Source organism: Sphingomonas sp. PP-CE-1G-424 (assembly GCF_004341085.1).
In the GTDB taxonomy this organism is placed as follows: Bacteria; Pseudomonadota; Alphaproteobacteria; order Sphingomonadales; family Sphingomonadaceae; genus Sphingomonas.
This window is the reverse complement of sequence record NZ_SLXW01000016.1, coordinates 1-12,059: the sequence shown is the minus strand read 5'-3', so window position 1 is coordinate 12,059 and position 12,059 is coordinate 1. Positions and strand designations below refer to the sequence as shown.

The following is a 12,059-nucleotide window of genomic DNA, read 5'->3' as shown; positions in this document are numbered from 1 at the left end:
ACGTCCGTTCGAACGACTGCCGGGTAACCTGCACGGGCGGACCAACGGCCTCCAGCCCCTGGATGCATTCCAGATCGTCGACAAGCTCCTCGCTCTCCTGGGCCAGCCGGTCGAAGATCGCCCACCAGGTCGGCTTGTCCTCGCGCTTGTGGAACGGCCCGAGGTCCAGCAGCAGATCGGCGACGCGGTCGCCGAGCCTTTCGCGAACGGGCTGGAGCCGGCCGCGCAGCACCTCGACTTCCTCGTCCTCGGCGGCCACGTTGGACAGCGCCCCGGCATCGGGGACATCGCCGAGGACCGGCCAGGGCATCGCCGCGGGCCTCGCATCCCGGATCAGCCAGTCGCGGAGCAGCTGCGTCGAGACGCAGTCCGTGCGGTTGTAGTCGTATATGTCGTCGAGCAGTTTCTGGTCACCGGTCTGACGCCATTCCTCGTAGAAGACGACGCTCGCACCGGCCGTCGCGACGTCCGCGGCGCGCTTCTCCATGTAGAAGGCCTCCAGATCCTTGATGGAGTAGCCCTTCTCCTAAGCGATCATCGCGCCCGCCACTACCTTGAAAAGGTCGACGAAGCGGCGCTCGCGCTGAAGCTGATCCATCGCCGCCTCGCCGGTCCGATGTTCGGCGGTCAACCGCCGGAGAGCGGCGATCTCATAGTTGGCATAATGATAGATGCGGGCCGACGGATGCCGGCTCATGTGCTCCACGAAGAACGCCAGAAGATCGGCGACGGCGCGTCCCTCCTCCTCGCGCGTATGCGCCCAGAACGCCCGGAAGACCCATTCGCCGGCCTCGCGGTACCAGAGGCCATGCAGATACCCGAGGCCGCCAGGATAATAGGGATCGCCCTCGATGTCGTAGAAGATGTCACCGTCATCAGGGGCCGGCAGAATGCCGAAGCCCTTACCCGGCTCGGCGTCGCGAAGCTCGAACGAAGGCGGAGATCCCGCGCGTCGGGCGGTCTGAAGCCGAGCCTGGGTCACTAGCCTGCGCTGGGTCTCGACCGCCATCTTGGGCACCCGCTGTTCGCGGACCGCTAGGGCGCCCATCGTCACCACGCCCGCGGCCTCCAGCTTCTGCCGTTGCGACCGACTGATGCCCGCGACGAGCGAGAGACTGTTCTCCCGGTCCCAACGCTCGGCACAGGCCTCGCTCCAACGGCACAGCGTGCATGCCGAGACCGGTTCCGGTCGGGTCTCCGGACGGGCCGCGAGGAACTCTTGCATCATGCGCCGCGCATACCGCGCATAGGCGGAAACCTCCGCCAACCTGACCGTGAACCGTTCGCCGCTTCCCAGTTCGAGATGCGCCGCCTCGGGCGCGACGCCCTGCACTGTCGCGAGAAGGTCGCTGTACAGACAGAGCTGGAGGACGTGCTTGGGGTCGGGCTTGCGCTTCAGCTTCGTGTCGGCGACCTCGTACGACCAGGCTCCCAGCGCAGAGGGCCGTTCGACCCGTTCGAGGAAGTCGGTGTAGCCGCCCCAAGCCCCTTCGAGCAGCGCGCCCTGGAAGATCACGTCGGGCCCTTCCGCCATCGCCGCATGCGTGAGACGCACCGACTCCTCGAGCGGGATGCCGTCCTTGGGAATCTCCACGACGATGCGTCCCTCGGCCTTCAGGCGCGCCAGGAACGCGAGTTCGTGCTCGTCGCCCTGTCGTTGCAGCAGCTCCGCCTCCGCGCCGTCCCGGCGCGGCCGGAGATCCCCGATCTCCATGAGCCGCAGGTCCAGCGTCGTCGCATGCCGACAGCCCTTGAACCGCATCAGGTCGGACGCGGAGAGCCTCAGGACGTCGTCGATCATACGCATGCGCAATCCCCTTTCCTCTGCTATAGCACACATGGGTGACAAAAGCTGTCAGGGTATTCTCTATGTCGTTTGCCAAGGCCCAGGAACTGCTCAAGCTGGCGATGATGGCGACGCGACGGAGCGGCGTGTCGCTCGAGGAGATCATCGAGGAGTTCGGCTGCGTGCACCGCTCGGCGCAGCGGATGACCGTGGCGCTCGAGGCGGCCTTCCCCCAGACGCAGGCCGACGACGGCGAAGACCGGAAGCGCCGCTGGCGAATCGCCGCCCGCGCGATCGCGCCGCTCCTGACACCCTCAGCGGAGGAACTCGCGGCGCTGACCACGGCGATCAACGAGCTCGACGTCGCGGGTCTGACCACGGAGGCGACCGCCGTGCGAGGCCTCAAGCAGAAGGTGCGCGCACTCATACCTCCGGAGGCGGGAACGCGGCTCGCCGTCGACGAGGAGGCGCTGGCCGAGGCGCTCGGTCACGCGGCCCGCCCCGGACCACGGCCGGCGCAGAACGGCGGCGTCGATGCCGCCATCTACGAAGCGCTGAAGGGCCCCTTCCTGCTGCGGTTCCCCTACCAGACCCGGAGCCAGCCAAAACCCAGGGACAGGATCGTCGCGCCCCACGGCCTGCTGCTCGGAACGCGGCGCTACCTCGTCGGTCGCGACACGGCGAAGCCCGCATCCTCGCCGCTTCAGCACTACCGCGTGGAGGAGATCACGCGGGCCGAGGTCTTGCCGGACAGCTTCGAGATCGACCCGGGCTTCGACATCCGGGCACATGCCGAGAAGGGGTTCGGCTCGTTCGAGAACGCCGCCGAGCACGGCGACGTCGTCTGGCGCTTCTCGCCGGAAGCCGCTCCCCACGCGCGGCGTTTCGTCTTCCATCCGACCCAGACCACGGTCGAGGAGCCGGACGGGTCGCTGCTCGTGCGCTTCCAAGCCTCGGGCCACCTCGAGATGTGCTGGCACCTCTACTCGTGGGGCACGTCGGTCGAGGTGCTGCAACCGGCCGCGCTGAGGGAGCTGGTCCATGGGCACCAGCGGCCGTTCGGCGCCCTACCGTGATCTGCGCAACAAGCGCCCAGAGAAAGGTATAAAGATCCGCATCGGATTGGATCCGACGTACCCTGTCGACGCCTGCCTGAGGAGACGATACCGGGTCCGCCACTGCAACCAACGGGTTCGGTTCGACCAAGCGGTAAAACTCGATCAAGGATGATTTCGGATGAGACGCGTCCAGCACAATTCGACGCCGGTGCCGTTGATCCTCGGTTCGGACGAAGCCGCAAAGGCTCGCGCCGAGATCGCGGTCTTCCTCGATCGAAGTGATGACGAACGCTCTACCCGCCGCGCTCCCCTGCAGGAACGCTTTTTCCGCTCGCCCGAAGTTCGACAGTCGCTCGAACATCTGTTCCACGGGAAGTGCGCCTATTGCGAGGACAGGTCGGAGGTCTTCGTAGAGCACCACCGCCCTCCCGCCAATGCATCGGGCGGCCGCAAGAGCGCTCCCGACCACTACAGCTGGCTCGCCTACGAGTGGGAGAACCTGCTGCTGATCTGCGCCGCATGCAATCGCCGCAAGGCGTCTCGCTTTCCGCTGCGAGGCAGCCGGGCCCCGGTGCTGGCCGAGTTCGACGAGGTACGCGCACGGGAAACGCCGATCCTGATCGACCCCGGCTATGATCGTCCAGAACGGCATCTGGCCTTCACGATCGACGGCCGATGCCATCCCCGCACCAATCGGGGAGCCGGTACAATCGAACTGCTCGAACTCAATCGTCCGTCGCTGATCAAGATGCGCGAGCATGAATTCCGCCGGTTCACGTCCGGGGTGCTGGACGCGAATAGCCCAGCCGAAGTTCTCGCCCTGATGCTCAGCATCGAAGCCGACCAAGAATGCTACGGCGCATTGGCGATACTGCGGTATCGCTACGCCGTCGAACTCGCGAAGGTGCAACGCCTACCCGTCTTCGCCTTCGACGACACACGCGGCGGCCTGGGAGTGCTGCACGCGGATGCTTCCATGCGACATGTGAATACGGCATTCTCGGCGCTCGGAACGATCGATGTCGAGCCGCAGGTCAACGTCCCATCGGGCGTCGTCGAAATACCAGCGTGGCGGGGCTTCTCGGCGCCCATGCGTCGCGTGGAAATCCGTAACTTCAAGGCGATCGAGTCGCTTGACCTTGAATTCCCGGTACATCGAAAGGACAGAGGCGGCGCTACGTGCATGATGATCTTGGGCGAGAACGCCACCGGTAAAAGTTCAATACTCGAGGCGATCGCGCTGACGCTCGCCGGCACCAAGACGGCATCGACGTTTCCCGTATCCCCCCGAGAACTAGTCCGCCGTCCACCGCCCGGCTCTGGCCAAGGCCGTGAACCAGCGAGGGTCACGATCTTCTTCGTCGAAGGCGGGACCGCCGAGCTCCGCATCCCCGTGGACGGGAGCCGCTTCGAAGGAAATGAAGAGGCAAGCGCCAATGTCCAGGCCTATGGTTCACGGCGTTTTTTTCTCAAGGGGCGACGGAAACGCGCCAAGAGCGGCGGCATGCGAGGGTTGTTCGATCCCCTCTGGGTACTCCCCCATCCAGACCTCTGGCTTGGAAAGCTCGAAGAGGACGCTTTCCGCGAGGTTGCTCGCGCACTGCGCGAGATCCTCGGACTCCCGGACGACAGCGACTTCCGGCGGGACCCCGCCCAGGGCGTGCTAATCGTCAGCAAGGCTACTCACGCTAACGCCAACGGGGTGTACGAACATGTCGGGGAGACCGGCATCTCCATCGAGCAGCATAGCGAAGGCTACCGCTCGCTGTCCGCTACGGCTGTCGACGTGATGCGCGCCATGCTCGGTTCCGCACCCGATCTTGCAGAGGCGGAAGGCGTGGTGCTTATCGACGAGATCGAGACGCATCTCCATCCTCGCTGGAAAATGCGCGTCATGGCCGCGCTCCGCACGGCGCTGCCGAAGGTCCAGTTCATCGCGACGACGCACGATCCGTTGTGCCTGCGCGGAATGGATGACGGCGAGGTGCAGGTGCTCGTTCGCGACCAGGACACGATCGAACGCCTCATAGACCTTCCAAGCGTTACCGGCATGCGGGCCGAGCAGCTTCTGACATCGGAATTCTTCGGACTTGGGTCGACGGATCCGGAAACGGATTCCAGGCTGATCCGGTATCAGAACCTGGCATCGCGTCATCACCTCGATGACGACGAGACGGCGGAAAAGGCCGAGCTCGGTCAGCAGCTCCAGCGGGAGATCTCCGTCGGGAACAGCTTCGCGGACCAGATCTTCGTCGAAGCTCTCCGTCGTGCCGATATCGACCCGTTCATGCCACCTGCCAAGGTAGGAGCCAAGTCGCGTCGGGACATGGTCGAGACACTGCTTGGGGAGATCGACTCCATCAAGGCCGGCTTTGCGAGGTCACGTCCATGATCTTTGTCGAACGGTCCAAGGTTCCAGCGTCGCTCAATCCAGATGACGAGAATAGCGCGGGCGCGAAGGAGCGTGCTCGCTTCGTCGATGCGTTCAATACAGAAGGTAATCTTCCGGAGACCAAGGACTACAGAGCCTATGCCGGGGACGACGTCCGCGAGGCGTTGACCGTCCTCTTCCACGGCAAGTGCGCTTACTGCGAAAGCGGCATCAGCGGTTCAAGCCAGACGGACATAGAGCACTTCCGACCGAAGGGCGGCGTCAAGGATGCGGACGACGCCGGCGTTACGCATCCGGGCTATTGGTGGCTGGCGATGTCGTGGGACAATCTCCTGCTGAGCTGCATGCATTGCAACCAGCATCGCCGCCAGCTGATAATGGGATCGGGCCTTACGACGCAGGAGATCCAGGATGCTATACTGGACAACGATCTGCAAACGACCGGTAAGAAGAACGCCTTTCCAACAGCGGACGGTCAATATGTGACAACTTATGACGGTAAGGTCGCGGACGAGAAGCCGCTTCTGATCGACCCGACGAAAATCGATCCCGCCGGACTCTTCGACTGGGAGTTCGAGGGCGAACTCTCGACTGTGAAGGCCAAAAATGGCGATGCCAGAGCGGAGAAGACGAAGGACGTCCTTGGATTCAATCGTCGCCACCTGACGGAGGATCGTGCGAAGACGGTGTTGCTCATGCGATCGCTGGCAAGCGACGTCCGCGAGGCGGTGGATTGCATGAGTAGGGCCCTGAACGACGAGGTCGCCGACGCTCATCGCGCCTCCGCCATCAGGTCGCTCAAGTCGCTTGCCGAGTTCGCGAGGAAAGAGAACAACTTCGCCGGCATGGCTAGAGCGTTCCTTGACGAGGTCAGGGGAACCGTGGCGGCGGCGCTATGAACCCGCGTCGCTGAAACACTTACTTCAGATCGGTCCGGCACCAGTCTCAGCGAGGTGTCGCCAGGAGCAGTAGAATACCTGGCATTGCATCCGATACATCGGCCGCATCGGGCGCGGGTATCAGAATGTCGAAGTGCGCAATCATCGACGTTCAGGCTCGTACTCGTATCTCGATGAGGTGTAGAAGTTCCGGCACAGGCCCCGCCGGTTTACCGGGACGCTGCAGTCCAGAGTACGAAGCCAGTGCCGGTCGGGGGTTCGTGACAGGCCTCCGAACGCTACTAGCCACCACGAACCATTCCGCTTCACCCGACCCGACGCGAGCATACAGATATTGGGAGACCGAGACGTGCTGATGATGGTGGAGGAAACGGCCGACAAGAGCCGGTCGCAGCGCGATCTCGAACGATCGGTGACCGCACGCCTGAAGTCACAAGGCGTTCGCAACATCGGCTTCCCGAGCGGAAACCGCGATGAGACCGTCTATTCGAACGGATCCGGTTCTCTGTGGTGCGCTTTCGGATCCGCCGAAGACGCCAAGATACCCAGGCGTTGGAACGCCTTCGGCGTCTTCGACGACAAGCGACACGCTCAGATCATCACGGTCGAGATCAACATACCGACGTTGACGAATTCCGGAGCGGTCGCCGGCTTCTTCGCACGGGATCCCGCGACGGGCATCGTCTACCTCATGCATGATGGCGGGATCGGCGGCGGCAAGCCCGGGGTCGGTCAAAGCGCCTTCCTTGCATGGTCCGACCACGAACTCATCGAGGTCGGCCGTTCCAACGGGAATGTCCGCGAAGGCATCCTGCTCGGCCGCGTGGACGCGGGCGACATCACGTCTCGTATATGGCGCTACGTTCAGATCGTTCGAGACTTCAAGGATGCGGTCGACAGCGGCGCGCTCGACACCGATGCCGTGCGGCGGCGCGTCGCCGAATGGGACGCCTATCGCAAGGAGGCTCGCGGTCGACGGCGCGGGACGCGACGGGCCGAGATCGACTACATCTCGTACCACGGCGACGTAGTCGATCTGCTGCGCGACGAGCGCGAAGGTCGCAAGACCAAACGGGAGGAGGTTCTCAACAGCCCCCTCATCGACCTGTACGTCAGGGCCGGCGGGACGATGACCGAGCTCTTCGAGGTCAAGACCAGCATCAGCCGGCAGTCGCTGTACACGGCCATCGGCCAGCTCGTGACGCATTCGGCGGATGGCGGCGGAAACGTCTCGAAGACCCTCGTGATACCCGAGGGCGACCTGCCGGACGATCTCGTTCGGAGCATCGGCGCACTGAACATCGATGTCCGCCGCTTCCACCTCAGCCGAGGCGCCAAACCCAAGATCTCGCTGCTCTGAGCGTGGGGGCAGGCTCGCCGTCCGCCAATGCCGCCGACGCGGGCCGTCGCGGTTAGACGGCATCGAGACCGAAAGACATCTGACTAGAGGAGAGCGTTGCATGGATTCCGGGTTCACCAGGGAACAGTTCGATTTGCTGCGCGACCACGGGGGACGGCCAGCCGAGAACGGTCCGTCGGGTCACGTCTACGCGGTTCTCAAGGACGCGCACTACGCAACCCGGGACTGGGCCGACGATCTTCAGGCGGCACACTTCCCGATGGGGCGGGTCAAGGCTCGGCGAGCGCCGATCAATCAGGGGGGCAATTACACGCCCTACACCTGGGCGAAGATCTACCCGCGTCCCGACGCCCCGAAGGTGCTCGCCTACACCGTCGGCATCGACGCCGTTGGCGCATTCATCGTGAAGATCGACACCGTGAACGGGGGCGGCGTCCTGCAAACGAAATTCGAAGCCGTGCGGGGCCCCACCAACGACGGAGCACCGATCGCCGCGGTGATGGACGCCGCGACGGGCCTGGCGATGAGCCGGGAGGATCTCGTTTCGTGGAGCGCGAAGGCCATACGCGGCTTCTCGCCGACCTATGACGAGCTGGTGCAAACGCTCGACCTCGGAGGACCCCTTCGCCTCATCACGGAACCCGACGCCGCACGGACGGCGGCGGCTGACTGGCGGCGGGCGATGACGGATGGCGTGGTCTGGCGGGGGTCGACACGCTGGGTGCCGGACGGTGAAATCGTTCTCAAAGCTCCGAAGGTGGAGGAGGACCGAACGACGCTCACCATGGGCGTGCTGCCCAAGGGAACCGGCTGGACCGTCGGCATCGCCGATCCGCTGGAGCCGGGATCACAAAACCCGCTATCGAACTTCGCCACGGACTCGACTGGCCGACGCTACCTCGTCCACCAGGCCCGCCTCGGTTCGAACGCGAAGAACATCCTCGAGACGGAGTTCCTCGAGGTCACCGGATTGACCCCGGTGGACGTCGAGGTGCCCGACGAGGGCCTAGCGCGCAAATGGGTCATCGTCGCCGACCTCGATGCCGATCCGGTCCAGATCCGTCGATCCACCGGCCGCTTCGTCCACCTGTGCGCGCTGGTGCGAGCGGCCCGCGTCTCCGCGAGCCAAGCGGCAGAGCAGGGAGACGAGAGCGTTCTTTCGAACACCGATACGGACTGGGTCGTCCGAATCGCGCCGGACGAGGTCGGCGGAACCTACGTCATCGCCCCCCGCCCCGCCCTCGACGAACGCCTCGTCAGCAAGCGTCACGGCCTCGTCTCGATGACGCTGCACGATCACCTGGCCAAGATGGACGTTACGATGCGGAAGCTCCAGCATCCCCTCGGCTTCCAGATCGACGGCGAGATCCTGCCGCAGGACTCCAAACCGCTTCTCATCGAGATAAAGACGAGCATCTCGGCCGCCGACGTGCACACCGGCGTCGGGCAGCTGCACCTCTACAGCCGGCTGATCCCGGGGCTGGATCAGCATGTAAAGGTGCTGCTGCTGCCGAAGATGCCCGCCGCACAGGTGGTCGACGCGATCGCGGCAACCGGCATAGTCGTGCACACCTATTCCCTGACCGACACGGCGGAAGGTGGCGAAGCCGTATTCTCCAGCGGCTTCCTCGCTCTGTGCACGGCCGGCTGAACCCGCGCGAAGCCTTGGGGCATCTTTCCGCCCGGGATCCGCGCCTACTTTGGGCAAGCCTAGCCGCCGCGGGCCCCGCCCTCGAGCGGCGCAACCAACCGTTTACCCGTCCGCCGCCTTCAGCCGGTCCAACCAGAGCCTCGGCGAAGCCGAGAGGCAGTACTCCTCCATGTCCTGGGCATCGGCGAAGCCAAGCGCCGCGGCGTAGCCGTCATTGATCATGCTGCCGTCGTCGACGATCATCGGCGTGTCGCCCATCTCGCGCTCGAAGCGCGACAACGTGGCCGGACTCACTCCCGCGGCTCCGGCCGCTGCCACCTGGGTCAATCCCCTGGCCAGGCGCGCGAGCCTCAGTCGTGTACCGAACGAAGGTGCCCCCGGCAGCGCCGGGTCGCGCCAACCGGGAACGAGCTGCACGAGAGCCAATCGCTCTTCGAGCGCGTGCACCAGATGCGACGTGGGTCGATGGGATCCCTGCTCGAGGCGTAGGATGGTCCGCCTATCTACCTGCACGTACCGGGCGAGCTGTTCCTGAGACCAACCACGCGCCAGCCGCGCGTTACGGACCCGGTTGCCGATACCGGACGGAATAGCCGTGCGGGGGAAGAGCCTGTTGATTCCCGAACCCATCAGGCCCCCGTGCCATTTATAGAAACCTATGACAAGTTTTCACGGCCTCACGGCTCCCATTCCACAAGGGGGGGTATGCCGGTTATCCCCTCCCCAAAAGCCCTCGGACGACGTGCTCTCGCTATCGAGGAGCTCGTTCGGCTCTTGGCACGACAAGCCGCCGCGGAGTACGTTGCAGGCGCGGGTCAGGCTGCTGCCCGCGAGACCGTTCCAGGACGCCGATGAGACGCTGCCCCGCCATCAACGACAACGACCGGGTCAGGCAGTGGACCTGGCGTGGAGTTCCGCGGCAGGCTTGCGCGTCCGGGCGTTTCATTCGCCGCGGTCAGAAATTGGCACAGCGAGCAGGATGCACGACAACCCTGCAATCAGGACCTGGCGCCTTTCGTTCGTACGCCAGCGAGTTGCGCGAACCGGCGACGGCCTCGTCGTGACGTTGCGGATCGCCATCTACGGTCGCCATTCGACGGACAAGCAGAACCCCACTTCGAGTGCGGATCAGGCCGACGCATGCCGGCGCGTCGTGGATTATCTCGGCGGCGAGATCGTCGAGACCTACCTCGATCCCGAAATCTCAGGCTACCGCCGGGACCGTCCAGGCCTTCAACGGATGCTCCGCGACGTGAGGGACGGCCGGATCGACGTCGTCGTGTGCGAGGCGCTCGACCGCATCGCCCGCGATGCGGAGGACGTCGCCTGGATCGGAAAGAAGCTGAAGTTCAGTCAGGTCAGGCTTCACACGGTCTCGGAGAACGAGATCGACGACATGAAGCTCGCGGTTGCTTCCATGCTCGGGTCGATCTTCCTTTCGCAGCTTCAGCAGAAGACGCTTCGCGGCATGAAGGCGGCGGCGCTTGCTGGCCGGTTCGTCGGGGGCAAGGCCTACGGCTACCGCAAGGTCAACAGGATCGATGAACGGGGGCAACCGGTAAGGGGTCTGCTGGAGATCGTTCCGGAGGAGGCGGAAGTCGTCTGCCGGATATTCACCGAGTTCGCTTCAGGTCGGTCGGCCAGGGACATCGTCAAGCGCCTGAACGAGGACGGGGTCCCGTCTCCGCGGGGCGGACTCTGGAACCAGTCCACCGTACGCGGCGACCCGAAGAAGCATGTCGGCGTCCTGAACAATCCGCTCTATCGCGGAGAATTGATATGGGGGCGCCGCGAATGGCGTAAGAACCCCGACTCCGAAAAGCGCGAGCGCCGCTATCGACTGCGCGCGGAGGCGGAATGGGTGCGGATCGGCGTTCCCGACCTGCGCATCGTCAGTGACGAACTCGCCCTGCAGGCCAGCGCCGAACTCGAACGTCGCGCGCTTCCAGCCGGCAGCCGGAGCGCCGTGGGCGCACGGCGCAGCCGGCATCTTCTGTCCGGCCTGATCAAGTGCGGCGTGTGCGGAGCCAACTACGTCGTCGGCTCGAAGGACTATTATCGCTGCGCGTCGGTCAAGGAACGCGGCACGTGCTCGAACACGACCTCCGTCAATATCTCGCGCATCGAGGATCTGGCGCTGTCGACGCTTCAGAGCGAACTGCTGACCGAAGCGTCCGCCGAGCTGTTCGCGGTCGAGTTCAATCGCGAGGTCGAGCGCCTAGCCAAGCTGCAGGGTTCGCACGAGACCGAAGCCGAGGAACGGCTGCGCGAGTTGGAACAGCAGATCGAGAACCTCGCGGCGAACATGCTGGCGGGCGTGGTGAGCCCGACTATCGCGCGGATGCTTCAGGAGCGCGAGGACGAATGCGAGGACCTCCGCCGGCGGCTGGCCCGAAACGCCGTCCAGGCGCCGACCGTCCTCGCCCACCCGATGCTTCGTAGGAGGTTCGAGGAACGCATCCGGTCGCTGCGCGAGAGCCTGTCCGATCCCGACAACAGGTCAGCAGTGGCCAACGTATTGAGCGAACTCATAGAGGAAATCGTGATCCGTCCCGCTTTGGGAGGCGTCGAGCCTGAGGCGGAGGTGGCTGCCAGCCTGTCCAAGCTGGTCAGCTTCGCAAACGCCGAAAGCCGGCCCCCTGTGAGGGACCGGCTTTCGAAAAGTGCGATAAAGGTGGTTGCGGGGACAGGATTTGAACCTGTGACCTTCAGGTTATGAGCCTGACGAGCTACCGGGCTGCTCCACCCCGCGACGGTTCACTGTTGCGAACGTTGGGTGTATGAGACGTTGTGAATGGGTTTTGGATATTGTGCGTGTTTGCATGTTGCACGGGCTTCAATGCCTGGCGACGACCTACTCTTCCATCGCTTGAGCGATAGTACCATTGGCGCAGTCGGGTTTCACGGCCGAGT

General features: G+C 64.4%; 8 protein-coding genes, 1 tRNA gene and 1 pseudogene. 5 read left to right on the top strand and 5 right to left on the bottom strand.

All coding sequences use genetic code 11. The annotated features are described in order from the left end of the window. Nucleotides 1–346 precede the first annotated feature (346 nt). Nucleotides 347–1,801: pseudogene (locus C8J43_RS22645) on the bottom strand (TM0106 family RecB-like putative nuclease); the annotation flags it as partial. A 68-nt stretch (nucleotides 1,802–1,869) separates the two neighbouring features. Here C8J43_RS22645 and C8J43_RS21185 point away from each other — a divergent pair. The 5 genes from C8J43_RS21185 (at nucleotide 1,870) to C8J43_RS21165 (ending at nucleotide 9,146) form a co-directional block, all read left to right on the top strand. Continuing rightward, entirely contained in the window at nucleotides 1,870–2,862 is a 993-nt protein-coding gene (locus tag C8J43_RS21185; protein ID WP_133032543.1) for a WYL domain-containing protein, read from the top strand. 160 nt (nucleotides 2,863–3,022) lie between these two features. Beyond that, nucleotides 3,023–5,236: an AAA family ATPase gene (locus C8J43_RS21180; protein ID WP_133032542.1), complete on the top strand. Its 2,214-nt coding sequence runs from the start codon at nucleotides 3,023–3,025 to the stop codon at nucleotides 5,234–5,236. Continuing rightward, nucleotides 5,233–6,135 carry a hypothetical protein gene (locus C8J43_RS21175; protein WP_133032541.1) on the top strand — a complete coding sequence of 301 codons (903 nt, stop codon included), beginning with the start codon at nucleotides 5,233–5,235 and terminating at the stop codon, nucleotides 6,133–6,135. The genes C8J43_RS21180 and C8J43_RS21175 overlap by 4 nt, the downstream gene beginning before the upstream one ends. 349 nt (nucleotides 6,136–6,484) lie before the next feature. Then, nucleotides 6,485–7,495 (top strand): hypothetical protein, encoded by a 1,011-nt coding sequence (locus tag C8J43_RS21170; RefSeq protein ID WP_133032540.1) that lies wholly within the window; start codon nucleotides 6,485–6,487, stop codon nucleotides 7,493–7,495. Nucleotides 7,496–7,595: 100 nt separating this feature from the next. Next, nucleotides 7,596–9,146: a hypothetical protein gene (locus tag C8J43_RS21165; protein WP_133032539.1), complete on the top strand. Its 1,551-nt coding sequence runs from the start codon at nucleotides 7,596–7,598 to the stop codon at nucleotides 9,144–9,146. A 102-nt stretch (nucleotides 9,147–9,248) separates the two neighbouring features. Here the strand turns inward: C8J43_RS21165 and C8J43_RS21160 are convergent, their stop codons facing one another. From C8J43_RS21160 to C8J43_RS21145, 4 genes are all read right to left on the bottom strand, one after another. Then, a complete protein-coding gene (locus tag C8J43_RS21160; protein ID WP_133032538.1) occupies nucleotides 9,249–9,776 on the bottom strand; it encodes a helix-turn-helix transcriptional regulator in 528 nt (175 codons plus the stop codon). Between the two features lie 574 nt (nucleotides 9,777–10,350). Next, the gene (locus C8J43_RS22480) at nucleotides 10,351–10,701 is read right to left on the bottom strand and encodes a hypothetical protein (RefSeq protein WP_243645726.1); all 351 of its coding nucleotides are present in this window, start codon (nucleotides 10,699–10,701) and stop codon (nucleotides 10,351–10,353) included. A gap of 663 nt (nucleotides 10,702–11,364) precedes the next feature. Further along, the gene (locus tag C8J43_RS22475; protein ID WP_243645725.1) at nucleotides 11,365–11,574 is read right to left on the bottom strand and encodes a hypothetical protein; all 210 of its coding nucleotides are present in this window, start codon (nucleotides 11,572–11,574) and stop codon (nucleotides 11,365–11,367) included. 247 nt (nucleotides 11,575–11,821) lie between these two features. After that, nucleotides 11,822–11,898, bottom strand: a tRNA-Met gene (locus C8J43_RS21145). Nucleotides 11,899–12,059: the final 161 nt, after the last annotated feature.

Coding starts and splice junctions, on each gene's coding strand:
- C8J43_RS21185 (WP_133032543.1), top strand. CDS start 1,870: ATGTCGTTTGCCAAGGCCCAGGAACTGCTCAAGCTGGCGATGATGGCG.
- C8J43_RS21180 (WP_133032542.1), top strand. CDS start 3,023: ATGAGACGCGTCCAGCACAATTCGACGCCGGTGCCGTTGATCCTCGGT.
- C8J43_RS21175 (WP_133032541.1), top strand. CDS start 5,233: ATGATCTTTGTCGAACGGTCCAAGGTTCCAGCGTCGCTCAATCCAGAT.
- C8J43_RS21165 (WP_133032539.1), top strand. CDS start 7,596: ATGGATTCCGGGTTCACCAGGGAACAGTTCGATTTGCTGCGCGACCAC.
- C8J43_RS21160 (WP_133032538.1), bottom strand. CDS start 9,776: ATGGGTTCGGGAATCAACAGGCTCTTCCCCCGCACGGCTATTCCGTCC.